Genomic DNA, 24972 nt, shown 5'->3' with positions numbered 1-24972 from the left:
ACCCTTATAAATCAGCGGGAGCCCGGGTCAGCGCGTCCACACAGTGTCGCGCGTCCCGGTGCGAAGACGGTACAGAGACGTGGTGGCCGTGATGTAAAGGTCGTGCCCGTCGGGACCACCAAAACACAAGTTGGAAACCCTTTCAGGAAGTTCGACGGCGGCCAGCAGACTGCCGTCCGGCGCGTAAACACGGACAGACGCCCCCGCCGATGTCCATATCCGGCCCTCGACGTCAACGCGGAAACCGTCAGAAGCCCGGTCCTCCTCCAGCTCTACGAACGTGGTTCCGGCCCCACACGCCCCCTCTTCCACGGGGTAGGCTGCGATGCGGAACGGGACGCCATGCGCGGCCCCCGCCGTGTCCGAAACATACAGCAGTGACTCGTCCGGCGAGAAAGCCAGGCCGTTGGGATGGACCAGGTCCGTGACCACCGGCTTTAGTTCCTCCGTCGCGGGGTCGAAGCGGAACACGTAGCAGCCACCGTACTCCTGTTCGCCTTCATGACCTTCAACCGTGCCCGGCAGTATTCCATAGGGCGGATCAGTGAACCAGACCGTTCCATCTGCGGCGACCACGACGTCGTTGGGCGAATTGAGCCGGTACTCACCGAACGAGTCGACGATCGGCGTCACATCGCCGTCGTCGTCCCGCTCCACGCGCCTTCGGCCGTGGCTGCATTGCACTACGTCCCCGTCGTGGTCGAGCGTCCGGCCGTTGGTGTATTCGACGGCGGTGGCGTACTCGCGCGTGGCGCCCGTGGCGGGGTTGAACTCCAGGATGCGGTTGTTGGGGATGTCGCTCCAACGAACCGTCTGAGATTCCGGAATCCAGACCGGCCCTTCGGCCCACACAGTGCCTTCAAAGAGCTTTTCCAGAGTGCCGGTGATCAGTTCATCCATACGTTCGAGATTAGTCCTCCGCAGGTGTCACAGCGGCCTTTTCTTCTTTCGGGGTGTTGCTGTCCGCCCGCTGCGCAGCGGGCATGGCGATCACGGCCACGACAGTGAGGACGGCGCTGACAAGCACCGCCACGAACACCGCCGCAGACGCGTTAATGGTGGTTTGCGGATCAGCGCCACCACTTGGATCGCCGGCGTAGATGGCGTTGGCGATCGCACCAAAGACAGCCACTCCCAGGGCGCTGCCGATGGAACGGGCAAAGAGGTTGGTTCCGGTGACCACTCCGCGTTCGTTCCATTCAACACTCGACTGGGCGGCGATGAGGCTGGGGGTCGCAACCAGGCCAAGCCCCAAGCCCACGATGAAGCACGCCAATGCCACCAACACGACGTTGGGCGAGGACGCGGTGAGCGCCAGTACTGCTGCACCCGCCACCGAGATGGAGATGCCGATCAAGGCCGTCGGCTTGAACCCGATCCGCAGATAGAACCGGCCGGCCTGTGATGCACTGATCGGCCAGCCCAGGGTCAAGGCAGCCAATGCAAGGCCGGCCAGAATGGGAGACGTCTTCAGGGCACCTTCAAGGAAGGTCGGGACATAGGAAGTGAGGCCCAGCATGACTGCGCCCACGCCGAAGGAAATGACGGCTGTGGTGGCGAGCAACCGTCGCGACAGAACCCATGACGGGAGGATCGGCTCCGCCGCCCGCCGCTCAGCCAAGACAAAAGCGCCCAGCAGCAAGGTACCCACCGCGAAGACCGTGATGCTGACGGGTGAGTTCCAGGCCCATGCCTGGCCACCCTCGAGCGCACCGAGAATCAGCAGGCTCAAGGAAACGGTCAGCAGGGTGGCACCCAGGTAGTCGATCCGGTGCTTGGCACGCTCAATGTCCTCGTGGAAGGTGCGCACCAGCATCCAACCCGCCAGGAAGCACAACGGGATGTTGATCAGGAAGATCCAGCGCCAGATCCCCAATGACGCAAAGACGCCACCGAGTGTTGGCCCCACCACGGAAGAGATGGCCCACACGCTGGCCAGATAACCCTGCACCTTGGCGCGCTCGGCAAGGGTGTAAATGTCCCCCGCGATGGTGATTGACACTGGTTGCACCGCGCCTGCCCCGAGGCCTTGAAGCACCCGGAAGGCAATCAGGGCCGGCATGCTCCATGCCACCCCGCACAGTATGGATCCCAGCAGGAACAGGCCAATGCCGCTGAGGCGGTTTCCGGCCCACGACGTCGGAAAGCTTGGCGTAGATAGGCACGGAAACAGCCTGTGCCAACAAGTACGCCGAGAAGAGCCAGGGGAAGGAACTGAAACCGCCGATGTCTTCCACAATGGACGGCACGGCCGTGGCGACGATCGTTGAATCGATGGCCACCAAGCCCGTGGAAAGCATCAAGGCAATGAGGATGGGTCCGCGTCGGGAACGGAATCCGACTCCGTCAGCAGTCTCTGTAGTCATGTATCTCGTCCCCGTCGTCGTCTCGTTGCGTTCGTTGCCGGGGCATGCCCCCAAAGGAGGTAACGGCGGGGGTAACGGAATTAGTCCCGGGTCCGGGCAGAGCACGACGACAGGCAGCTGTTTTGTGACAAGGACCTGTAGTGCTCATCTGACAGGATGGCTGGATGAGAACAGGCGAGTTACCCAGGGATTCGATGCTCTCCCGCAAGGGCCTTCCCGTCCCCGGACCGGGGCTGGACATCGCTGTTCCCGTACCCTCGGAGCGGCTGCAGAACCTGGTGGAGTTGGCCCGGACGGTGTGCGGACAACCGGTGACGGCCATCAACATCATCACGGAGGATCTGCAGTACCAAGTGGCCACGGCCGGCCTGGAGCCGTATCTATGCAGCCGCGAGGATTCGATGTGTGCCGTCGGTTTCCAAAGCGGGGCCTCCACGGTGGTGGAAGATGCATCGCTTGATGCGCGGTACAGGGACAACCCGTTTGTGGACGGCCGCCGCGGCGCGATCAGGTTCTACGCTTCCGTGCCGCTGGTCAGCGACGACGGTTTTGTTCTGGGCACGCTCTGCGCCGGCGCACGGGAAACCGGCCGGCTCAGCGACCGGCAACGCCAGGGCCTCGAGATCCTGGCAGCGGAAGTCGTCGAAGCCCTCGCCCTTGAACACCGCGCACGGGAACTGGCCGAGGCGCTGGCCGAGGCGCAGCGCAGCAACGCCCTGCTCGCCGAATTCGCCGGCCGCATCAGCCACGACCTGCGCAATCCACTCACTTCCATCCTCGGCTTCGTCGAACTCAGCCAAATGGAGGCCCAGGACGCCGCCGATGCGACCATTGCCCAGTACCTGGACGTCGTGGCCAATTCCGGGCAAAGGATGCTGAGCATGGTGGAAGACGTCCTTGCCTACGCCACTATCGGCGGAGATGTGCGGCCTGCCCAAATCTCGCTTAAGGCCCTGATGGAAGACGTGGTCCAGGACTTGGCTGCGAGCCTTGAAGCGAACGGGGCTTCCGTGGACTGCCATGATCTTGTGTTCAGTGCCGATCCCGGCCAGATGAGGGTCTTGCTTCAGAACCTGATCCACAACTCGGTCACCTACACCAGACCCGGAGTTCCGCCGGCCATCCACGTCACGGGCGAACGGACGGACGAGGGCGCAACCTTCCGGGTGATCGACAACGGCAAGGGAATCAGCGAACACGACCGTGACCGGGTGCTGGACCCCTTGGTCCGTCTGCACAGGGAAGACGATCCGCCTGGAACAGGCCTCGGCCTGGCAACCTGTGCACGCATCGTGGGCGCAGCCGGTGGACGGCTGGAGATCGGATCCGCACCGGGCGGCGGCACCGCGGTATCCATCCACCTGGGCAGTGGGAGCTGACCGTAACTTAACGACGGCGGCGGGTCCCCTCAGGTTCCGTATGGAACCGAGGGGACCCGCCGCCGTCGTAAATCAGCTGGTGGTCAGTCGTTGATCAAGTCGTGGACCACGATGGTCTGGTCGCGGTCCGGGCCGACGCCGATGGCCGAGAAGCGCGTGCCGGAGAGCTTCTCGAGGGCCAGCACGTAGTTGCGGGCGTTCTCGGGGAGGTCTTCCAGGGTGCGGGCACCGGTGATGTCCTCGGTCCAGCCGTCGAAGTACTCGAAGATCGGCACTGCGTGGTGGAACTCGGTCTGCGTCATGGGCATTTCATCATGGCGGACACCGTCGACGTCATAGGCAACGCAAACCGGGATCTGCTCGATGCCCGTCAGGACGTCCAGCTTGGTGACGAAGTAGTCCGTGAAACCGTTGACGCGGGAAGCGTGGCGGGCCAGGACGGCGTCGTACCAACCGCAACGGCGGGGACGGCCTGTGTTGACACCGAACTCGCCGCCGGTCTTCTGCAGGTAGACGCCCATCTCATCGAACAGTTCCGTGGGGAACGGGCCGGCGCCAACGCGGGTGGTGTAGGCCTTGATGATGCCGATGGAGCGGGAGATGCGGGTGGGGCCAATGCCCGAACCAACGGATGCGCCGCCTGCCGTGGGGTTGGAGGAAGTGACGAATGGGTACGTGCCGTGGTCCACGTCCAGGAACGTTGCCTGTCCGCCTTCCATGAGCACAACCTTGCCCTCATCCAGGGCGTTGTTCAGCTCTAGGGTGCTGTCGATGACCAACGGGCGGAGCCGCTCGGCGAAGGACAGGAAGTAGTCCACGATCTCATCCACCACGATGTCGCGGCGGTTGTAGACCTTGACCAGCAGTTCGTTCTTCTGGCGCAGGGAACCTTCCACCTTCTGGCGGAGGATGGACTCGTCGAAGACATCCTGGACGCGGATGCCCAGGCGGGCCACCTTGTCCATGTAAGCCGGACCGATGCCGCGGCCCGTGGTGCCGATGGCGCGGCTGCCAAGGAAGCGCTCGGTGACCTTGTCCAGCACCTGGTGGTACGGCGCAACAAGGTGGGCATTGGCTGAAACGCGCAGGCGCGAGGTGTCAGCGCCGCGGGCTTCAAGGCCGTCGATTTCCTGGAAGAGAGCCTCCAGGTTCACCACGCAGCCGTTGCCAATAATGGGAATTGCGTTGGGGCTCAGGATGCCCGCGGGAAGGAGCTTCAGCTCGTACTTCTCACCGCCAACAACCACGGTGTGCCCGGCGTTGTTACCGCCGTTGGGCTTGACCACGTAGTCAACGCGGCCACCGAGCAGATCGGTTGCTTTGCCTTTGCCTTCGTCGCCCCACTGGGCTCCGACGATCACGATAGCGGGCATGGGATCCTCCCCCATTCTTTCGGGCTGACCCCAGAAGGATGACTGGGGCTTGGCGCCGTACATGAGAATGCCCCGACGTTACCGGTGCAGCCTGCCACGTGGGCTGGCATACGCAAGAGTTCGGGGCTCTTACCAGCCAAGTTTAGCCGATGGCAACGGTTTCTCTGGTGTTGGCCCAACGTTGGCCTGCAGTTGTGGACAAAGTCAGGGGACAACCAGGGCGGCAGGACCGGCCGACGAACTCCCCAACGACAGGCTCAGCAGGCCGGCACTGTCCACCAGCCCCACGCGAATGGCCGAGACCTTGTATTCTCCCGCCGCAGCAGTGACATCCGCCGGTTTGGTGCCGGGCCAGCTCTGATCGGGCTGGACGTTGACATTGATGGCCACCAGCGTCCGGACAGCTGTCAGGACTGGCCCGACGGCGTTAATCACCGGTGTGATCAAGGCCTGCAGGCTTGTACCCAGGTTGGCAACCAGGCCGGTGTTGAAGATGGTGGCGTTGAGGACGGTCTTCACCACGTTGTTGGTTCCAGTGAGGAGGGCCGAGGTAATGGGTCCCAGCAAAGCAGCCACCACACCTCCCAAATCCAGGCCAATGACGTTGGCGGTTACTTGGGGTGCCGTGGCGGTGCCATCCAGGAAGTCGCCCAGAGATATACCTGTGCTGGCGCCGGTGGCCGCGCCTATCTTGACGCCGATGGTCGCTGCGTTGAGCCCGGCCAGTTTCAGGGTGATGTTGGTGGTGGCGTTCAATGTGATGGCGCGCAGCGCGGTAGTCAGCGCAGCCAGCACCCGGTTCTTCCACGAATCCAGCAAGGCAGTAACCCTGGAGGTCACCGCCGTCGTCGTGGCCGCATCCAGAACGACAGCGTGATTGGGTTCCATGCCGTTCAAACCAGTCACCGAGCTGCCGGTCAGGGCCGCGATGTTGACCTTGACCGTCCCGGTTCCCAGGTTGACGGTGACAATCCCGTCAGTCATGGACTCGGTCATCATGGCGGTGACCCCGGTCAGATCCGGGGCAGAGAGCGTCGCAGTGGTGCTGATGGACCCGAGCGACAATGTCCCCAGCAACGGGTTGATCAGTGCCGAGACCCCGTCGGAGATCCCGGTAGTCAACCCACCCGTCCCCAGCAACGCATTCAGTTGCGCAGGAACCGTCCCCACCAGTGAAGCCCCGCTGGTGGACAACGTCCCGACGGCGGGAATCGCCGCCGTCAGGTCCAGCCCGGCAATCCCGTACTGGCGCTGGACGGTAGGTGTGGTGTCCAGCATCGGCCACCCGTTGGTCATGACACAGCTATCCACCTTGGAGGACGATGCAATCGCCCCAACATCAAGGGTCACCCCGGACAAGGAGGCAGGAACGATGTTGCCCAGCGAAATACTGGCCGCTTTCGGGGCACTGCCTGCTCCCTGCGCTGTCCCTGCGACATCCACTGCACCCGTCTGGTCCGACACCAGCCCCGAAGCGCCCTGGGCCTGCCCGCTTTTCTGCGAGCGCGCCCACTGCGTATACGTCCCCAGGCCGCCTACGGGAACACCCAATCCCAGCCCCACCGAGACCGGGCTGCTGCCCAAGGCCGTCACCGGAATTTTGGTGACATAAGCGTCCGTAGTGCCGGGCACCAGCACCGCAGAGACCGGGGTGGGCGAAGCGGTGGTGCCGTTGTTCAGCACTTTCAGCCCCTGGACCCCTGCCACGGTGTCCAGATTGGTGTTGAGCACTGTGCCGTGCAGTTCCCTCGCCCAGGCCTGGTTGGTGAACATGGAGTTTGTGCTGCAGTCTCCGGGCGAACTTACGCCTACGGCGCTTTTCACCCATTCGCTGTCCGTCCACGCAGCTGTGGTGATGCTTGTGGTGGCGGCCAGGCTGATGGCGGCTACTGCTGCCACGAGAATCGAGCGGCGTGGACGGTTGAGGAATGCCCGGCGCAGGGGTTCGCTCAGCGGGCGTCGGAGCGTCATGCGCCTTGCTCCTTGGCTTCACTCGGCCGTTTCAGCATCGCCAGGACGGCGGTTCCCAGGAGGAGCAGCGCGCCTCCGGCGAAGAGCGCGGGGAGGGACGTGGCACCAGTGCTTCCAAGGGGTTCTTTGCTTCCGCCGTCGGCGGCCGGTGGCAGCGAAGGCGCGCTGCCGCCGTCGTCGTCTCCCATGGCGGTGACCCCGATCCCCAAGGTGAGCGCCGCGTCTTGGGGCGGGGCGCTGGCGGGTCCTGCCAGGGTGAAACGGAGGTACGGTGCGGTCCCGGCCCGGAGGTTGCTGAGCGGGACACGGAGGCCTTGGTCCCAATCGTTGAGGCGGGTGGGCTGGATCCTGGGCGTTGAGCCTTCGGGACAGCTCAGTTCCTTGTTCAGCCCGCTGTCGCCCTGCCACGGGGACGGGCATTCATCGATGGCGATGCCGTATCCGTCAGCGGCGGCCAGGCCGCCTGTGGCAACGAGCTGCAAGGAGGAGGTGGCTTGGGGCTTTTCCAGCGACAACCCGATCTGCCACACGAACGAATCGCCTGGCGCCAGTTGCGGGAACTCCAACGGGTACACGGAAGAGGAAAGCCAAAGGACGCCCGGGGTTCCGTTCTCGGGTACCGGGATGAGCTGGTCGGCGGCTTGGGCAGGGACGGCACAGAACAGCACCCCGACGACGGCGGCACACGCTGCCGCTGCGGGCCTCACCACCCGGTTCCACTGCTTCACAGCTCTTTCACCTCCCTGTTGACACCACACCTTTGTGACGGGGTACCCGCTTGGGCCAGTACGCCCACACCACAAGCGCGGCGACCGCCATGGTGGCAGCGCCGATGAAACCAGGCCCCCGCATGGCCATCACCCAGGAACCCACTGCGGGTACCGTTGCCAGTACCTTCCGGGCGGTGTCCACCTGGTACGGCAGCGGATCTTCCGAGCTGTTCGCGTCGCCCTTGAGCCGTAAGGAAGCACCAGAGCCGTCAGGCTCCACGGACACCACGCGGTGGGTGACCAGGACGCCGGATTCCGAGCGTTTCACGGAGACGACATCACCCGGGACCAGTTCCGCAGCGGGGACCTGCACGGTAAGGGACAGCGCCCCGACCGGGTACATGGGCTCCATGGATCCGGTCCGGAAGACCACGAACGACGCCTTGTAGACGAAACCAAGGACCAGCGCCAGAATGCACACCAGCCCGAGCAAGGCCAGCAGAGTCAAGGCAATTTCACGGGAGACCTTGAGGATGCGGGACAAGACGGCCCAGAAGCCCGCCCCGCCTAGGGCAGGGGCCGAAGGGGGCAATGGGGACGAGCTTCTGGTCCGGGTCAAGGGCTCTGTCACAGAGCTGCGTTACGAGCTGACGATGCTGGTGAACCTCCACAGCGGAACCGTCTGCTTTCCCTGCAGGGTCACGTCCGTCACGGCGGACGGGAGGGTGATGGCGAAGCAAATGTTCACCGCGGAGCCGGCCGTTGCTGCGTCGGCACCCTTCGGCAGTGTGATGGGGGTTGCGGAAACTGTCGTCAGCGGGACGCCGGCAGCTGCCGAACCTACGATGTCGGTGCCGCCGGTCAGCGTACCTGCAGCGCAGTTGGCCGGTGTGACGCCCTGGACCGCACGGTAGGTCAGGGCGTTGTAGAGGGCCAGGGAATTGGTGGTGGTGTCGGCTGCCGGCGCGGTTCCGCCGAGCTTGACTGCCTCCGCCAAAGTGGCCGTCAGGGCTTCGGAACCTGCCGCGGCCCGGAGCTGCATGGGCGCGTAAGCAGTATCACCGGGCTTGAGGGCGGCCGAGATGGCTCCGAACGTCAGTGCCCCGTCGGTTGCCGAGCTCGGCACGGTGGGGATGTTCGGCTTGTCGCTCCACGCATCGGCGCCCGTACCGTTGGTGTTGCTGAAAGTGTTTTGCTCCATGTGGTAGGTCAGCGTGCCCGGTCCGTTGTCCCCACCGGAATTGCCGAAGACCCACTCGTTGTCTGTCCATGCAGCCAAGGTGAACGCAGCTCCCACGCCCAGGACAAGCCCGCCGGCGAGGAGCGCCCGAACTTTCGTTGCCTTGTTGGATGACGTCTTAGCGACCATTGTTTAACCCCCACAGTTGATGATGCTGAGCTGGCGGGGAGGCCGAACGGTTCCCCCGGAACCAGTAGTTTCAAACGTCATTATCTGGGGAAGGAAAAGCCCCACCCGGCCGAGGTGCACTTTAGGGTTAATGCCGGCGTTCGACGCTGGCAGGGAGCGCCGCACCGGCGTCGAACCTTGTGCCGCAGTTGCGGGCGGGCCGAGATGCCTGACACGTTTCCCGGGCAACACGCCGCGTCGCATTAAGTGGCGCGCCGGGACGGCCCCCATTGGGGCAGTAAGTCCGGTAAGGTTAGTTAGCCCCCAACAGCACCCTTTGAGGTTCGGCTGCGGCATGCCCGCGGCCCCTTGGAACGGTGCGCTGTAACACCTAGGAGACCTAACCCCTGATGCAAGAACTGGCGACTGAATCACCCGAAGAAATCCTCTGGAACCGCCGCTACGAACCGCACATCGCTGAGGTCAACGAGCTGTGCGACTCCATCAAGGAGCAGAAGCCAGGCAGCGAGGTCCTCTACATCGACCCCGCCCACAGCATGGATGACTGCCGCATCGTGAGCCTTTTCTCCAATCAGCGCACCACCACCGGTGAGGGCTTCATCACCCCCGGCGACGAGGAAGCAGCCACGCGCATGCTCGGCATGCAGTGGCAGCTGGGCCTCCGTCCCGAGCTCATGATGCCCTGGAACGCCTACCCGTGGATCGAACCCAACGAGGAGCCGGGCAAGCTCACCCCCGCCAACATCACCGAGGGCCTCAAGCCACTGCTTCGCCTCCTGCAGCTCCTGCCGCGCACCTCTGCCCTGGTGGCACACGGAAACGAAGCCCACCGCCTGGCGGACCAGCTCATGAAGGCTGCACCGGCCAGCATCGCGCGCCGCGGTTTCAAGACGTTCAAAGTCCGCTCGCTCGGTGGCCGCTCCTTCGCGGGCACGCCGGCACGCCAGCAGGAATACCTGGATGCCATCCACGGTGCCTACGCCGAGGCCATGGCCCGCACGGGCATTCCCCGCAAGGCCTAGTCACACACCTTCGTTGTGGGGCCCGCTTTGCGTCCCAATCCCCCGGGATAACCCGCAGACCAGGCCCCACAACGCACACACCTTCGTTGTGGGGCCCGCTTTGCGTCCCAATCCCCCGGAATAACCCGCAGACCAGGCCCCACAACACACACAACGACGGCGGCCCTCACCTTTTTGGTGAGGGCCGCCGTCGTCGTTGGGGTTCTTGTGGTGGGGCCGGGTCAGCCGACCAGCATGCTGCGGAGGTCCTTCAGGATCAGCTGGGCGCCTGTGGGGCCGAGGCCGAGGAACCAGACGTCGTCATTGACCGCTTTCGCGTGGCCGGCTTTGACTGCGCCGAGCTTGGGCCAGACAGCGCCTTCAACTACAGCGGTTTCACCGGTGGCTGAGGGGTCGCCGTAGCTGCTGTAGAAGATCCAGTCGGCGTCGCCTTGCTCGATGTTCTCGGCCGAGATTTCAGCCGCGAGTTCATCAATGTTCTGGTTCTCCGGGCGGGCCAAGCCTGCGTCCTTCAGGATGACGCCGATGAGGGACTTGTTGGCATACAGGCGGATCTTGCCCGGCAGGAAGCGGACCAGCGAGATCTTCGGGTCGCCCTTGACGTCTGCCTTCAGCGCGTCAGCTTCGCCCTGGTAGTCGTTGAGGGCTTTGGTGGCCTTGTCTTCCTCGCCCAGTGACTTGCCGACCAGGAGGAAGTTTTCCTTCCACGGGAAGCCTGGCCGGATGCTGAACACGGTGGGGGCAATGGATGACAACTGCTTGTAGAGTTTGTCGGCCCGGAGCTTGCTGCCGAGGATGAGGTCCGGCTTGAGCGCTGCGATGGCTTCAAGGTTGAGGTCCTGGATGGTGCCCACGGAGGGGACATCCTTGACCTTGTCAGCCAGGTAGGTGGGAACCGGGTTGGCGCCTTCGGTGGTGGCCATGCCCACCGGCGTGACGCCAAGGGTGACGACGTCGTCGAGTTCGCCGGTGTCGAGTACCACCACGCGGGTGGGCTTCTTTTCCAAGGTTGTTTCACCGTTTGCGTGCGTCAGGGTGCGCGGGAAAACGCCGGGCGCGGCGTCCGTGCCGAGCTTCGCCGTTTCCTGGTCAGCGGTGGTGAACTTCGATCCTCCCGTGGCAACATCGGCGTTGCCCGCACTGGAACCCGACGTACCACTGGTGCCGCAGCCCGCGACGAGGGCCATAAGCAAGGTGGCACCGACCGCCTTCATTACGAGCTTTCGCGCACGGGAGCCCTTGGGCGGCTGAACTTCAAAATCGTCATTTTTCACTGGGTAAGGCTAACCTAATTAGGGCACACTTCTGTGACGTTGTGACGACAGTCACGGATAGCCCTTCCTTTATTGCCCCTCTCTGAAATGGTCCCTGTCGTGTCCCAACTGATGGCTCCCGCTCCCAAGCCGCACGCCGGCGAGCCAGCAACCGCGGCCCAGTCAGGTGACAACGCGGCCCCACGCGGCGGCGTCGTCAAGAGATCCGGCTGGCGCGTCACCTTTTTGGTCGCGGCGGCCGCAATCCTTCTCGGTGCCGTCGTGCTAAGCCTGGGTGTCGGTGCGAAGCTCATCCCGGCGTCCACCATTTTCCAGGCCTTCACCAACCCGCAGGACACCGCCGATCACGCGATCATCCTTGAAAGCCGGTTGCCGCGCACTTTGATGGGGATCGCTGTGGGAGTCGCCTTGGGCATGGCTGGCGCGCTGATCCAGGCCATTACCCGGAATCCACTGGCCGATCCCGGCATCCTCGGGGTCAACGCGGGTGCCTCGTTTGCGATCGTGGTGGCAATTGGTGTCTTCGGGGTAGCTACCCTGAGCGGCTACATCTGGTTCGCGTTTGGCGGGGCCATCCTCACCACCGCCGCGGTCTACCTGATCGGAACCTCAGGACGGAACGTGGTGAATCCCATCCGGCTGACACTGGCCGGTGTTGCCCTGGGCGCCGTCCTCACCGGCATTGGCTCCGGACTCACACTCCTGAACCCCAAGGCCTTTGACCACCTGCGCTCGTGGAGCATCGGCTCACTGGACACCCGCAGCATGGAGTCCGTTGCCACGGTGGCACCGTTCATGGGCGTGGGATTGCTCGTGGCGTTGTTCTGCGTCCGCGGCCTCAACGCTCTGGCACTGGGAGACGACCTCGCCACTTCCCTTGGCGCCAACGTCAACCGCACCCGCATCCTGGGCGTCGTGGCCATCACCCTCCTCAGCGGCGCAGCCACAGCAGGAGCTGGCGCCATCGGCTTTGTGGGACTCATGGTTCCCCATGTGGCCCGGTGGATCGTGGGCCCGGACCAGCGGTGGATCATGGCCACGACAGTCCTGCTCTCCCCCATCCTGCTGCTGGTATCGGATGTTGTTGGCAGGGTTGCCGCACCCGGTGAGCTACAGGTAGGCGTAGTGACAGCGTTCATCGGCGCGCCTGTACTCATCGCCTTGGCACGGCGCCGGAAAGTGAGCGGGCTATGAGCCGCCTGGACCCAGGGAAGAGGGTCGACTTCGGCCGGCCTGTTGCTGTGGTCCGCAACCGTTCGCTGAGCCTCCGGCTGGATATCCGCAGCATGCTCGTCTGCGTTCCGCTGCTTCTGGCCGCGCTTGCAGTAGCCGTGGTTTCGCTGGCGACGGGTGACTACGAGGTCCCGGTACAACAAGTACTGCAAGCCTTCACCGGCGATGCCCCGGGGCTCGCCCAAACAATCGTCATGGAATGGCGCCTTCCCCGGGTCCTGGCGGCGCTGGTGTTCGGTGCGGCGCTTGGCATGAGCGGCGGCATCTTCCAGTCCATGACGCGCAACCCGCTGGGCAGCCCTGACATCATCGGCTTCAATACGGGTGCCTACACCGGGGCGCTCATTGTGATGCTCACGGTGGGTGGCAGTTATGCGGGAGTTGCGGCCGGCGCCTTGGTGGGCGGAGTCCTCACAGCCCTGGCCGTCTATTTGCTGGCCTACCGCCGTGGTTCCCAGGGCTTCCGACTCATCATCGTGGGCATCGGCATCAGCGCCATGCTTGCTGCGCTGAACCACTGGCTCATCCTGCAAGCCGAACTCGAGGCCGCCCTGGCGGCCGCCGTCTGGGGAGCCGGGTCCCTCAACGGCATCACGTGGGAGCAAGCGGCGCCGGCCGCCGTCGTGGTTGTTGTGGTTGGTTTGGCCACGCTGGCCGTGGCGCGTCGCATGCAGCTCCTGGAAATGGGCGACGACGCCGCCCGCGCATTGGGCGTCCGGGCCGAACCCACCCGTTTGCTGCTGCTCATCCTGGGCGTTGCCCTGACGGCTGCCGTCACTGCAGTGGCCGGTCCCATCGCCTTCGTGGCCCTCGCCGCTCCCCAGCTTGCCCGGCGGCTAACCCGGAGTGCCGGCATCACATTGCTGCCTTCCGCGGTGATGGGTGCCTTCCTGCTGGTGTCCAGCGACCTCGCAGCGCAGCGTCTCTTCGCTCCGATCCAACTGCCAGTCGGGGTTGTGACGGTGTGCATCGGCGGTATCTACCTCGTTTGGCTGCTGGCCAGGGAAGCAAGGAAATCATGAGCCTCACCACTGCTGCACCGCAGCTCCACGCAGAAGCCCTGACCATTGGCTATGAGCAGCGCGTCATCTCCGAGAACCTCAATGTGCGCATCCCCGAGGGGAAGTTCACGGTGATCGTCGGGCCCAACGCCTGCGGCAAGTCCACGCTGCTGCGGGCGCTCGCCCGGCTCATCAAGCCCCGCAGCGGACAGGTGCTGTTGGACGGAAAATCCGTGACGTCGCTGCCCGCAAAGGAACTGGCGCGCCGGCTCGGGTTGCTCCCCCAGTCCTCCATCGCCCCCGACGGCATCACGGTCGCTGATCTCGTGGCCCGCGGCCGGTACCCGCACCAGAAACTCCTGCGGCAGTGGAGTGTGGAGGACGAGTCCGCGGTAGCGGAGGCCATGGAAGCCACTGGAGTCTCGGCCCTGTCCGGGCGACTGGTGGACGAGCTCTCCGGCGGTCAGCGGCAGCGCGTGTGGGTGGCCATGGTGCTCGCCCAGCAGACGCCGCTGATGCTCCTGGACGAACCCACCACCTTCCTCGATATTGCTCACCAGATCGAGCTGCTGGAACTCTTCCGCGAGCTCAACCTGGACAAGGGCCACACACTGGTTGCCGTGCTCCACGACCTCAACCACGCCAGCCGCTACGCGGACCACATCATCGCCATGAAGGACGGCGTGGTGGTGGCCGAAGGCGCCCCCGCCGACGTCATCACCGGGTCCTTGGTGGAGGAAGTGTTCGGGATGGCCTGCAAAATCATCGATGACCCCGTGACGCACACGCCGCTGGTGGTCCCGCTGGGACGCCCGCGGCACTCAGCCGTCACGGACTGACGCCCTTAACGACGACGGCGACCCTCGCCTTTTGGTGAGGGTCGCCGTCGTCGTTTGCTTGGCTTTAGCGGGCTTCGAGCGCTGCCTTGGCCTTCGGGTCCGAGTCGTTCAGGAACTTCTCGATCCGCTCAGGTTCTTCAGCTTCACCGATCGCCGAAGCGGCCCGGCCCAGTGCGTAAAGCGCGCGCAGGAAGCCCTGGTTGGGCTCGTGCTCCCACGGGATGGGTCCGACGCCGCGCCAACCGTTGCGGCGCAGCGAATCGAGGCCGCGGTGGTAGCCGACGCGGGCGTAGGCGTAGGACTCGATGGTCCGGCCCTCCGCCCAGGCTTCCTCGGCGAGGATGGCCCACAGCAGTGACGATGTGGGGTTCTGCGCCACGAGGTCCAGTGCTTCCTTGCCGAGGGCCAGGTGCTGGTAGATCTCGTTCTCGGCGGGCAGGAGCGTGGGCTCCGGCCCCATCAGGTTCTTCCGGAATTCGTCGGACATCAGAAGGTCTTGCCCACCGATCCGAGCTGCTGGGCGGCTTCGACGATGCGCGCGGCCATGCCGGCTTCAGCGGAAGCACCCCAGACCCGGGGGTCATAGGTCTTCTTGTTGCCCATTTCGCCGTCGACCTTCAGGACGCCGTCGTAGTTGGAGAACATGTGGCCGGCAACCGGGCGGGTGAACGCGTACTGGGTGTCGGTGTCGATGTTCATCTTGATGACACCGTAGGAAACGGCGTCAGCGATTTCCTGTTCCGTGGAGCCGGAGCCGCCATGGAACACGAGGTCGAACGGGTTTTCCTTGCCGATCTTGGCGCCAACCTCAGCCTGGATCTGCTTGAGCAGTTCGGGGCGGAGCTTCACGTTGCCCGGCTTGTACACGCCGTGCACGTTGCCGAAGGTCAGGGCGGTCAGGTAGCGGCCGTTTTCGCCGGCACCCAGGGCCTCGATGGTGGCGAGGGCATCCTCGGTGGTGGTGTAGAGCTTCTCGTTGATTTCGTTCTCAACGCCGTCTTCTTCGCCACCAACGGTGCCGATTTCGACCTCGAGGATGATCTTGGCAGCAGCGGCGCGCTCCAGCAGTTCACGGCCGATGCGCAGGTTCTCGGAGAGGGTCTCGTGCGAGCCGTCCCACATGTGCGAGTTGAAGATCGGGTCCTTGCCGGCCTTGACGGCTTCCTCGGAAGCGGCCAGCAGCGGCAGAACGAAGTCCGCCAGCTTGTCCTGCGGGCAGTGGTCCGTGTGCAGGGCGATGTTGACGTTGTAGTTCTTGGCAACTTCGCGGGCGAACGCGGCGAAGCCGAGGGAACCGGCAACCATGTCCTTGACCGAAGCGCCGGACCAGTAGGCTGCGCCACCGGTGGAAACCTGGATGATGCCGTCCGATTCGGCCTCGGCGAAACCGCGGATCGCAGCGTTCAGAGTCTGCGACGACGTCACGTTGACCGCAGGGAAAGCGAATCCGCCAGCCTTTGCGCGGTCGATCATCTCGGAGTAAATCTCTGGGGTTGCAATGGGCATGGTGACTCCTATGCTGAATTCGTCTGTGGGTTGGTAACCCTGGAGTAGACCGCTTACGGCTAGCACCCATCCTAGCGATATCCGCGGGGGCGCCGTGTTTCGGGTCACTGGGGCTCTTAACACTTCCGCCGAGTTGGCATTTAATGACAATCCCGCGCGGGCAAAGTCATAGGGTCGTTGCAACGCTCTGATTGATGGAGCGTTTTATGGTCAAGTTGTTCCCCAAGGCTGCGCGTACTGAGTTTCTTGATTTGGTGTGTGCGGGGATGCCTGTTCGTACTGCTGCCCGGCGTGTCGGGGCGGTGCACGCTACCGGGCACAATTGGTGGGTTCAGTCTGGCCTAATGATGACCGTGAACCGGGGTGCTACCGGAGGTCTTGCCGATCCTGCTCCTTCAGTCGGGGGCCCTGGCCGTGCGTTGGGTCTGGAAGAGCGAGGCATGATCCAGATGGGTGTGCGGATGGGCCTCAGTTACGCGAAGATCGGCGCATTGATCGGGCGGGATAAGTCCGTAGTTTGGCGGGAGGTCAAACGCCACACGAGCGCGGACGGGAAGTACTACGCCTCGGTCGCTCACGCCAAAGCGCATCAGGACAGGCGCCGTCCCAAACCCTTCAGGCTGGCCAAGGACGAGGGTTTGTGCCGGCTGGTCGGCGTCTGGATGGATGACGGGTGGAGTCCGAAGCTGATCTCCTCGATGTTGGCGTATTACTTCGGTGACGATCAGACTATGCAGGTGAGCCACGAGACGATCTACCAGGCCCTTTACGTCCAAACCCGCGGGAACCTGCGGGCGGACCTGGCCGAAAAGCTCAGCCTGAAACGCAAACAACGCATCCCCCACGGCACTGACCGGCGCGCCAACAGCCCCTATAAAGAGGCCTTCAAGATCAGCCAACGTCCCGCCGAGGTCCAGGACCGGGCAGTGCCCGGGCATTGGGAAGGTGACCTCATCATCGGCGCCAACGGGACAGCGATCGGAACCTTGGTGGAACGCTCAACCCGGTTCACGATCCTGCTGCACCTGCCAGGGGACCACACCGCGGAAACCGTTGCCGCCGCGATGATCCGGGAGATGGCCTCCCTCCCGGATCACCTGCGCCGGTCGATCACCTGGGACCGCGGCACCGAACTGGCCGACTACGCAAAAATCCAGACCGCTCTCGATACGACGATGTACTTCTGCGACCCGCACTCGCCCTGGCAGCGCGGCACCAACGAAAACACCAACCGGCTCCTGCGGTTCTGGTTCGAGAAAGGCACTGACTTTTCAGTGCACACCCCCGAGGACATCCGCCTGGTCGCAGCGAAACTCAACCGCCGCCCCAGACCAACACTGAACCTCGAGACCCCAGCCAACCGGCTAAACCAGCTGCTACAAGCGGCCTAACCCCCAGCGTTGCTCCCACCAATTGACTTTGCCGCGCTGCGATTGTCATTAAATGTCACCTCGCGCGCCAGCCGCGGCTCTGGAGGGCACGGCGGACTTTATGGACGACGGCGGGCCGCTCACCTTCGAGGTCATGCTTGGAAATCCGGACTTCCAGCCAGCCAAGGGCGAGCGACTTCTCCTGGCGCTCGATATCCCGCAAGTGTTGCTCCGCGCCGCCATGGTGTTGGCCGTCGTATTGGAGGGAGACCAGGTACTCAAGGTAGGCGGCATCCGGCCACAGCACGGCCTGGCCGAACTGATTGCGGATCGCGTGGTTGAGCACGGGTTCGGGCAGGTTGGCGTTGACCAGGGCCAGGCGCATCCGCGATTCGGGGGCGGAGTCGGCGCCGACACGGATGAGTTCCAGTGCCGCCCGAGCAGTCCGCACTCCCCGCATGCCCGGATGGCTTCCCACGGCATCTTGCAACTCTGCGATACTGCACAACGCTTCCTTGGGCACCGGGAAATCGGGGCCATGAGAGGACACGAGGTAGTCGCCGGCTGCAACCAGGTCCTCCACGGTGGACAACGCGGCCAAGTCCAGCCACGTCCGCGCAGGCGAGGTGACTCGGACGCCGTCGTACTCCACCGTTTCCTCCGGAAGGAGCGTGAGGAGGTGTCCCGCCACGTTGACCCTGCGGGGAAAACTGAATCCCCGGCGTCGTGCAAGGTAGATGCGCCAATCCCCGCTGAGCCGGGCAGGCACCGGAATACCCCAGAGCCGCGCCGCCGACAGCGAGACGAGGATGGAGGAGTCATCCAGATCCGTGTAGGCGCGCAAGGCGGCGGCTCCGGAAGCATCGGACGCAGCCGGGACACGAATTCCCCTGGAAACCAGCACCAAGTCCTTGGCACGTGTCCGTGACCGGGTTACCCCGGCCTTGTCCGATGCGTGCACAGAGAAGGAACCCGTGGCCAGATGATCCGGAAGTGGTGCCCTGCGCATGCCCCATTCTTGCTGGTCCGCCGGGTGCGCATCGGGTTATCCACAGCCTTAGCCGCACGCACCCCGCCGAGGTGGCATTTAACGACAATCCCGAGCAGGCGGTTTCAGCTTGCTAGTGCAACACCATCGATTAGTTTGGTCAGTCTTTCAGTTGGGGTGTCCCATTGGAGTGTTTGACGCGGTCGGATGTTGAGCAGGTGCTGGGTGTGGGCGAGTTCTTCGTCGCTGACCTGGTTGAAGTTCGTGCCTTTGGGGTGGATATCGCGGACCAGTCCGTTGGTGTTCTCGTTCGTGCCGCGTTGCCAGGGTGAGTGCGGGTCACAGAAGAACAGCTGGCAGCCGGTCGCTACTGTGAACTTGGCGTGTTGAGCCATTTCCGTGCCTTGGTCCCAGGTGATCGTTTTAAGGATCGCCTGGGGCAGGGTGTGGATCATTTTCTGCATGACCTCGATGACCGTCGCGCTGTCCCTGGCTCCCGGCAGCCGGCCCAGCAAAGTGAACCGTGAGGAGCGCTCGACCAAGGTGACGATCCCGGAGTTACCGGGACCCACGACCAAATCACCTTCCCAATGGCCGGGCACGGCCCGGTCCTGGACTTCGGCGGGCCGGTCGCTCAGCCGGGCCCCTTCAAGCCAGGGCCTTACGTTCCTGGCAGGCAGCTTTGATTGGGGCTTACGACCGGTCCGGCCCGAACGTAGGGCCTTCTCCACGGCAAGTTCATGCCGCAAGGCACCCCGGCCCTGCACGTAAAGGGCTTGGTAAATTGACTCGTGGGACACGTGCATCTCCGGCTGCTCGGGGAACGTCTTCTTCAGGTCCGCAGCGCTCTGTTGAGGTGAGAAACGCTGGTTCAAGCGTGCCACGACCTCCTTCCACACCGCCGTTCCCGCAGAGAGCTTCACGGGCCGGTTCCGTCTACGGCGGACCAGTGCCCGGTGTTGGGCAACCCCGGCGTCGTAATAGCGCCGGGCCCAATGCTCGATACTGTGTCGGCGGATCTCCCGGGACACCGTTGATGGATGCACGCCCAACTCCTTGGCGATCTGTCGCATGGAACGCGGCTCCGGCAAGCCCAGACAGGCCTTGATATAAGCCCGGTCCTCCAAAGTCAGCCGCCGGTACCTTCGCTCCTTATCCCGCGAAAGCACCTCCGAAGCCATCGGAAGACGCACGCCACCACCAGGGCCGGAGATAAGTTCCATGCCCGCTAGTTTCGCCCATTGCGACACCGCTTGCCGGGACACCCCAGCCGCGGCAGCACTTCGTCCCGTGTCCTCACCCGCCAGCAAGTGCTCATACGCACACGCACGAACCGACCACGGCAACTTCTTGACCATGACACCCCTCCAACTACAGGGGTGTTGCACTAGCCACCTGAAGACGCCGCACCGGGACTGTCACTAAGTGCCAACTCGGGGAAGCTACGAAACCGGCTGTTGGAACACGTGGCGGCGCACCCACGCGTGCATGGCGATGGCCGCCGCGGAGGCCGCATTCATGGACCGGGTGGAGCCGAACTGCTCAATGGACAGGGTTGCGACGGCGGCATCGTGCACCTCAGGCGTGAGGCCGGGGCCTTCCTGCCCGAACACCAGGACGCAGTTCTTCGGGAGATCGTACGTTTCAAGCGGTACGGAATCCGGGAAGATGTCGATGCCGATCACGGCAAGCCCCTCCCCCTCGGCCCACTGGACGAAGTCCTCAACCGTGGGGTGGTGGCGGACGTGCTGGTAGCGATCGGTGACCATGGCCCCGCGACGGTTCCACCGCCGTCGGCCAATGATGTGGACCTCCTTGGCGAGGAAGGCGTTGGCGGTCCGCACCACGGTGCCGATGTTGAGGTCATGCTGCCAGTTCTCAATGGCGATGTGGAAATCGTGCCGCTTCGAATCGAGGTCGGCGACAATAGCTTCGTGCTTCCAGTAGCGGTACTGGTCAACCACGTTGCGCCGGTCGCCGTCACGCAGGAGGTCCGGATCCCAGTGCTCGCCAACGGGCCACTCGCCTTCCCAGGGCCCGACGCCGACCTCCGCCTTCGCTTCGGCCTCGCCTTCTGCGGTGGTCCCCTCCGGGGATGCGGCAGGGGCGGGCAGGGCTGTGTTGGGGGGAAGGTCAGTCACCCCTCAACTTTAGCCCTGCCGTTTCCCCGCTTGGGCCCGTGCCCCGATTGAGCCCCTGGCCCGCTGAAGTGCGGGTTCCTAGCCCATCTTCCACTTGTTGATGCGGTAAGAGTTACCCAGCTGCTCGAAGAGACCCGGGTGCGCGTCCCAGTAGGTCTTGTGTCCGCTGACACCGAGCATCTGCGGAGTGCCCCATGGCGTCACGGAGAACAGGTTCACTGCCTGGATGGCCTCGCCGCGGGCGTTGGTGCAGGTGAATCCGACAACCACAGCCGCACCACGACGGAACTCACGGATCTCCGGCCTGGAGGTCTTGAAGTCCGAGGCGCACTTGTGGCCTACCAGGTTCTGCGGCAGTTCAGTGGCTGTCATGCCCTTGTACCGGGCCTCGATATCTTCCAGGGCCTTCTTGATTTCCGCCGGATCCTTGCCGAACTTGCCTTCCTCGGATTCAGCGAAGAAGGCATAGGCGAGCGCGATCCCGTCGCCGTCGGTCTCCACCGTGCCTTGGGCCTTCTTCTGGATCTCTTCGCCCGTGGTGGGGTCCTTGGTGATGCCGAATGATTCGTCGTGGGTCCACTCGGCCAAGTACTGGAAGGACGATTCGCCCGTGACCCATTTGCTGAACAACGGGTCGCCGTCCGCTGGAACGTTGCTGGGGCCCGCGAAGTTCTCCCATGCTGACGGCAGCGGGATGGCCCCGGCCGGGATGTCGGTGGACGCCGACGCGTCACCGGAAGGCTCAGCCTCAGCGGACGGATCCGCAGACGGCTCAGCGGCCGCATCCGACGCCTCGTCCGAGGACGTCACCGAAGGCGAAGGCGAGTCAACGGCAGTCGGCTTGGTCAGGGACGGAATCAACCAGGTGAACGCAACTACCAGGGCAATGATCACGACGACGGCGACACCGCCGAGGATCAGGAACAGGGACTTCCTGTTGTGGTCACCCGGGTTCTGGCCGGGTCCAGTTGGCTGGCCCGGGTAGGGGCCGCCGGGCGGTGGGAAACCCGGCTGGTTGGGGTTGCCAGGGTGGCCCGGGTAACCCGGCTGGTTGGGGTTGCCGTGCTGGGCCTGCTGCAAGGGGAAGGCCTGGGTGGGATCGTGCTGTGCAGGAAAAGCCTGCGTCGGAAAAGCCTGCGTCGGCGCGTCCTGCGGCTGGGCTGGCTGCGGCTGTGCTGGCTGCGGCTGGGCTGGCTGCGGCTGGCCTTGCTGCTGGGCTTCCGGCTGGTACATGGGCTGCGCTTGCCCGGGCTGGTACTGGCGGTACTGCTCTTTGCCCGTGTCGTAGCGTGGCTGCGGTACGCCGTCCGGATTGTAGGGAGGCTGGGGTACCCCGTTGTTGTTGCTCATGGCAAGGCCCTTTCACATGCTGTGGGCACCGGAACATCCTTGCGGACACAACCGGTGGTCTATCCGGAACGAGGGACCTGCTGAAGCGGACGGCGTGGTGCTCACCGTGTCGATCCCCCGACCCACGGTGCCGGCGCGCAGCCACCAGCGTAGTGCAGGACGTCGAGGACGGCACAAGTCAAAGCCGATATCCGCATGGGCAGAACTACCCAAATAAGCAGAACTACGTGATGTCCGGCAGCCCGAATGATGAAAGACTGGGAAGCAGTGCATGAACAACCCCAGCCGGAGGCAAATATGGCAGAAGAAACCACGCCCCACCCGTCCACGTCGGTTTACCGTAATGGCCACGAGATCGAATGCTGGCTCACGGACATGGACGGCGTCCTCGTCCACGAAAACCAGGCCATCCCCGGCGCAGCCGAGCTCATCCAGCGCTGGGTGGATACGTCCAAGCGCTTCCTGGTGCTGACCAATAACTCCATCTTCACCCCGCGCGACCTCGCAGCCCGCCTTCGTGCGTCCGGCTTGGAAGTCCCCGAAGAGAACATCTGGACCTCCGCACTCGCCACAGCCCAGTTCCTCAAGGACCAGGTGCAGTCCTCCGATTCGGGCAACCGCGCGTACACCATCGGCGAGGCCGGCCTCACCACCGCCCTGCACGAAGCCGGATTCATCCTCACGGACACCGACCCCGATTTCGTGGTCCTCGGCGAAACCCGCACCTATTCCTTCGAAGCGATCACCATGGCCGTCCGCCACATCCTGGCCGGCGCCCGCTTCATCGCCACCAACCCGGACGCCACCGGCCCTTCCAAGGACGGTCCCATGCCCGCTACAGGTGCCATCGCGGCCATGATCACCAAGGCCACGGGCCGCGAACCGTACATCGTGGGCAAGCCGAACCCCATGATGTTCCGCTCCGCCATGAACCAGATCGATGCCCACTCGGAGACCACGGCCATGATCGGCGACCGCATGGACACGGACATCGTGGCCGGCATGGAAGCGGGCCTGCACACGGTCCTGGTGCTCAGCGGAATCACGCAGCGCGAGGAAATCGTGTCCTTCCCCTTCCGGCCCAACCAGATCCTGAATTCAGTGGCCGACCTGAAGAGCCAGATCTAAGAAGGAACCACCATGGCTGTGCTCAATCTGCGTCCCCTGGCCGGGGGACGGATTCTCAGGGGGAGCCAGCCGTTCGGCTTGGATGCCGCGGCAACGTCAGGGTTCCTGGTGGAACACGGCATCCAAGCCATCGTTGACCTGCGCAGCGAGCTGGAGCGCTCGCTGGTTCCGTGGTTGGTTCACGACGGCGGCGGCGGGCCGGCCGCTGCAGCCCCACCCGCCGTCGAACTCATCCATAACCCACTGGACCCCAACGCCATCGCGGGGTCGCTCCAAGCCGTGGAGACGGCCGAGGACCTGGGCGAGCTGTACCTCGGCTGGATCCGGCTGCGGCCCGAATGGGTGGCCGACGCCCTGCGACCCGTGGCGCGTGGCAAACGCACGCTGGTGCATTGCTCACTGGGCAAGGACCGGACCGGCGTGGTTTCCGCGGTCGGGCTCCTGGCAGCAGGCGGGACCGAGGACGACGTAGTAGCCGACTATGTGGCGACCACCGCCAACCTGCCGGACGTCCTGGAGGTCATGGCCGAAACATGGCGGCTCAGCGTCCCATCAACTCCGGCAGAGTATTTCAGCCCCGACCTCATGATCCTGCAGAGCCCGGAAGCTGCCATGCGGCACTTCCTGGCCGGATTCTCCAAGGAATTCGGCGATGTCGGCGGCTTCCTGCGTGAAGCGGGCCTCACCGCCGTCGAGGTTGAAGCGTTGCGCTGAACGCTCCAGCCACCTTACGCAGGCCTGATGATCTTCCCATTGGGCTCCTGGTACGACGGTTCCTCCGGTTCGGGCGGCAGGGGCAGGAGCTCATCCTGTACCTTTTCCAGCAATGGCCGGTATACGCCGGCGTTCCACTGCGGACTCGCGTGCGCCGGCCGTGCGCCCTCGGTACTCAGGGTGGGCAGGGCCATGTTGGCGCCGAAAACCTTGCTCCATCCCGCACGCGCCGATTCGTAGTCCACGGTGCCGTCCTTGGAGTTGCCCATGAACGCCATCTTGGCGCCGCCGATCTTGCCCGCGAACCGCAGCCCGTCAAAGTGGTAGATGTAGGCCGACTCTGTCTGGATCAGCACGCTGGAAGGCGCGATAGGCGAAAGCTGTTCCATCGTCTGATCGAGGATCTGCCGCCACGTGCGCTCGTCCTTGTGAACCACGCGCTCCCCCAGCTCATAGCCCCCGCGCAGCACCGAAGGAATGCGGAAGCCGTTCTCATAAAGGAACACAACGCCGTCGAACCAGCTCTGGTCAAGGACGTCTGCGCGGCTGAACGGACTCGAATCCAGGACGATCACCTGCGTTTCCACGCCATGGAGTTCCAGCAGGCGTGCAGCAACCTGGGTCGCGAGCATTCCGCCAAAGCTGTGACCGTAGAAGTACAGCTTCTCCAGTTCCAGCTCGCGGACATGCAGGATGATTGCGCGGACTACTTCATCGACGTCCAGGCCCAGATTGGAATATCCGACGGCGGCCAGGCGGCCGCGCTGGTGCAGTGCAGGACGCAGCGAGTTGAGGATCCACTGTGCTTCTTCCCAACTGGTTTTGTACCCGGGAAAGAGGATCCAACTGGCTTTGGGAAAGTACAGGTCCGAGTACGGATCCGGAACCCGAAGGATCTTGGTGGCCCGGCGCTCCGCCTGGACGCGCCTGGTGAATAGCATGTCCCCGGCCAGGGCTGCGGAAATGCCGGCGTAGGTCAGGAAATTACGGCGGGACGTCTTCTTGAGCCGGGCAGCGTAAGGCAGGATCCGGGCCCAGGAGCCCGGATCCCCCGCCGTTTCAGGTTCCGGAGTTACCGGCGCGGGAGGGTTTTCAGTCACCTCCGGCGGCGCCGGCAGCTTCCCTACTTGAACGTCCACGCAGCAAGCATAGGCTTCGGCGGCACTGCCTTACATCCCCGCAGTTTGCGCACAGCCGGTGCCCTTAGGATGTGCTCTTGCAATCAGTAACCGGACGGA

Annotated in this window: 22 protein-coding genes and 1 pseudogene; 8 read left to right on the top strand and 15 right to left on the bottom strand. The window is 64.2% G+C overall.

Translation table 11 applies throughout. The features are described 5' to 3' along the window. Positions 1-27: 27 nt before the first annotated feature. Together JMY29_RS02575 and JMY29_RS02570 are read right to left on the bottom strand one after the other, a co-directional pair. On the bottom strand, positions 28-900 hold the full coding sequence (locus JMY29_RS02575) for an SMP-30/gluconolactonase/LRE family protein (RefSeq protein WP_064723851.1): 873 nt from the start codon (positions 898-900) through the stop codon (positions 28-30). Positions 901-910: 10 nt separating this feature from the next. Continuing rightward, a pseudogene (locus JMY29_RS02570) lies at positions 911-2366 on the bottom strand (MFS transporter). 164 nt (positions 2367-2530) lie between these two features. Here JMY29_RS02570 and JMY29_RS02565 point away from each other — a divergent pair. Then, entirely contained in the window at positions 2531-3745 is a 1215-nt protein-coding gene (locus tag JMY29_RS02565) for a sensor histidine kinase (protein WP_229778718.1), read from the top strand. A gap of 83 nt (positions 3746-3828) precedes the next feature. Here JMY29_RS02565 and JMY29_RS02560 read toward each other — a convergent pair whose 3' ends face one another. From JMY29_RS02560 to JMY29_RS02540, 5 genes are all read right to left on the bottom strand, one after another. Next, positions 3829-5118 (bottom strand): adenylosuccinate synthase, encoded by a 1290-nt coding sequence (locus JMY29_RS02560; RefSeq protein ID WP_018780072.1) that lies wholly within the window; start codon positions 5116-5118, stop codon positions 3829-3831. Positions 5119-5322: 204 nt separating this feature from the next. After that, positions 5323-7089: a choice-of-anchor G family protein gene (locus tag JMY29_RS02555; RefSeq protein WP_189076886.1), complete on the bottom strand. Its 1767-nt coding sequence runs from the start codon at positions 7087-7089 to the stop codon at positions 5323-5325. Beyond that, a complete protein-coding gene (locus JMY29_RS02550; protein WP_189076885.1) occupies positions 7086-7817 on the bottom strand; it encodes a hypothetical protein in 732 nt (243 codons plus the stop codon). Before JMY29_RS02550 ends, JMY29_RS02555 begins: the two co-directional genes overlap by 4 nt. Before the next feature lie 7 nt (positions 7818-7824). Next, positions 7825-8391 (bottom strand): signal peptidase I, encoded by a 567-nt coding sequence (locus JMY29_RS02545; protein WP_233460879.1) that lies wholly within the window; start codon positions 8389-8391, stop codon positions 7825-7827. Positions 8392-8439: 48 nt separating this feature from the next. Further along, the gene (locus JMY29_RS02540; protein WP_018780068.1) at positions 8440-9168 is read right to left on the bottom strand and encodes a SipW-dependent-type signal peptide-containing protein; all 729 of its coding nucleotides are present in this window, start codon (positions 9166-9168) and stop codon (positions 8440-8442) included. A gap of 389 nt (positions 9169-9557) precedes the next feature. Here JMY29_RS02540 and JMY29_RS02535 point away from each other — a divergent pair, with 389 nt between their 5' ends. After that, positions 9558-10190 (top strand): uracil-DNA glycosylase family protein, encoded by a 633-nt coding sequence (locus tag JMY29_RS02535; protein WP_018780067.1) that lies wholly within the window; start codon positions 9558-9560, stop codon positions 10188-10190. Positions 10191-10411: 221 nt separating this feature from the next. Here the strand turns inward: JMY29_RS02535 and JMY29_RS02530 are convergent, their stop codons facing one another. Then, positions 10412-11464, bottom strand: a complete 1053-nt coding sequence (locus JMY29_RS02530; RefSeq protein WP_445482611.1) for an ABC transporter substrate-binding protein — start codon at positions 11462-11464, stop codon at positions 10412-10414. 87 nt (positions 11465-11551) lie between these two features. Between JMY29_RS02530 and JMY29_RS02525 the strand changes: the two genes are divergently transcribed. From JMY29_RS02525 to JMY29_RS02515, 3 genes are read left to right on the top strand one after another with little or no spacing between them, the layout of a single operon-like run. Further along, positions 11552-12658, top strand: coding sequence for an iron chelate uptake ABC transporter family permease subunit (locus tag JMY29_RS02525; RefSeq protein WP_189076894.1), 1107 nt, complete (start codon positions 11552-11554; stop codon positions 12656-12658). Further along, positions 12655-13719 carry an iron-enterobactin ABC transporter permease gene (gene fepG, locus JMY29_RS02520; RefSeq protein ID WP_189076884.1) on the top strand — a complete coding sequence of 355 codons (1065 nt, stop codon included), beginning with the start codon at positions 12655-12657 and terminating at the stop codon, positions 13717-13719. Before JMY29_RS02525 ends, fepG begins: the two co-directional genes overlap by 4 nt. Continuing rightward, positions 13716-14537: an ABC transporter ATP-binding protein gene (locus JMY29_RS02515; protein ID WP_039239502.1), complete on the top strand. Its 822-nt coding sequence runs from the start codon at positions 13716-13718 to the stop codon at positions 14535-14537. Before fepG ends, JMY29_RS02515 begins: the two co-directional genes overlap by 4 nt. Positions 14538-14601: 64 nt before the next feature. Here JMY29_RS02515 and JMY29_RS02510 read toward each other — a convergent pair whose 3' ends face one another. Together JMY29_RS02510 and fbaA are read right to left on the bottom strand one after the other, a co-directional pair. Then, a complete protein-coding gene (locus JMY29_RS02510) occupies positions 14602-15024 on the bottom strand; it encodes a DUF3151 domain-containing protein (protein ID WP_039239501.1) in 423 nt (140 codons plus the stop codon). Continuing rightward, positions 15024-16043, bottom strand: a complete 1020-nt coding sequence (gene fbaA / locus JMY29_RS02505) for a class II fructose-bisphosphate aldolase (RefSeq protein WP_018780061.1) — start codon at positions 16041-16043, stop codon at positions 15024-15026. Before fbaA ends, JMY29_RS02510 begins: the two co-directional genes overlap by 1 nt. A gap of 206 nt (positions 16044-16249) precedes the next feature. Here fbaA and JMY29_RS02500 point away from each other — a divergent pair, with 206 nt between their 5' ends. Continuing rightward, positions 16250-17434, top strand: coding sequence for an IS30 family transposase (locus tag JMY29_RS02500; RefSeq protein WP_374757942.1), 1185 nt, complete (start codon positions 16250-16252; stop codon positions 17432-17434). A gap of 55 nt (positions 17435-17489) precedes the next feature. Here the strand turns inward: JMY29_RS02500 and JMY29_RS02495 are convergent, their stop codons facing one another. The 4 genes from JMY29_RS02495 to JMY29_RS02480 all read right to left on the bottom strand — a co-directional run bounded on the left by JMY29_RS02495 (position 17490) and on the right by JMY29_RS02480 (position 21892). Continuing rightward, positions 17490-18422 (bottom strand): endonuclease domain-containing protein, encoded by a 933-nt coding sequence (locus tag JMY29_RS02495; protein ID WP_189076931.1) that lies wholly within the window; start codon positions 18420-18422, stop codon positions 17490-17492. Between the two features lie 104 nt (positions 18423-18526). After that, positions 18527-19759, bottom strand: a complete 1233-nt coding sequence (locus JMY29_RS02490; RefSeq protein WP_307730309.1) for an IS30 family transposase — start codon at positions 19757-19759, stop codon at positions 18527-18529. A gap of 84 nt (positions 19760-19843) precedes the next feature. Continuing rightward, positions 19844-20542 (bottom strand): TrmH family RNA methyltransferase, encoded by a 699-nt coding sequence (locus JMY29_RS02485; RefSeq protein ID WP_039239489.1) that lies wholly within the window; start codon positions 20540-20542, stop codon positions 19844-19846. A 78-nt stretch (positions 20543-20620) separates the two neighbouring features. Continuing rightward, positions 20621-21892: a hypothetical protein gene (locus JMY29_RS02480; RefSeq protein WP_189076697.1), complete on the bottom strand. Its 1272-nt coding sequence runs from the start codon at positions 21890-21892 to the stop codon at positions 20621-20623. A gap of 297 nt (positions 21893-22189) precedes the next feature. On the opposite strand from JMY29_RS02480, the gene JMY29_RS02475 reads away from it, so the two are divergent. Together JMY29_RS02475 and JMY29_RS02470 are read left to right on the top strand one after the other, a co-directional pair. Then, a complete protein-coding gene (locus tag JMY29_RS02475) occupies positions 22190-23020 on the top strand; it encodes an HAD-IIA family hydrolase (protein ID WP_110505386.1) in 831 nt (276 codons plus the stop codon). 12 nt (positions 23021-23032) lie between these two features. Next, positions 23033-23734, top strand: coding sequence for a tyrosine-protein phosphatase (locus JMY29_RS02470; protein WP_189076698.1), 702 nt, complete (start codon positions 23033-23035; stop codon positions 23732-23734). Positions 23735-23748: 14 nt separating this feature from the next. Here the strand turns inward: JMY29_RS02470 and JMY29_RS02465 are convergent, their stop codons facing one another. After that, positions 23749-24873, bottom strand: coding sequence for a thioesterase domain-containing protein (locus JMY29_RS02465; RefSeq protein WP_039239485.1), 1125 nt, complete (start codon positions 24871-24873; stop codon positions 23749-23751). Between the last annotated feature and the right edge of the window lie 99 nt (positions 24874-24972).

It is taken from the genome of Paenarthrobacter nicotinovorans, assembly GCF_021919345.1.
GTDB classification, from domain to species: Bacteria; Actinomycetota; Actinomycetes; order Actinomycetales; family Micrococcaceae; genus Arthrobacter; species Arthrobacter nicotinovorans.
Note: the sequence above shows the minus strand (reverse complement) of the source record. Positions and strands in the feature narration are given on the sequence as shown.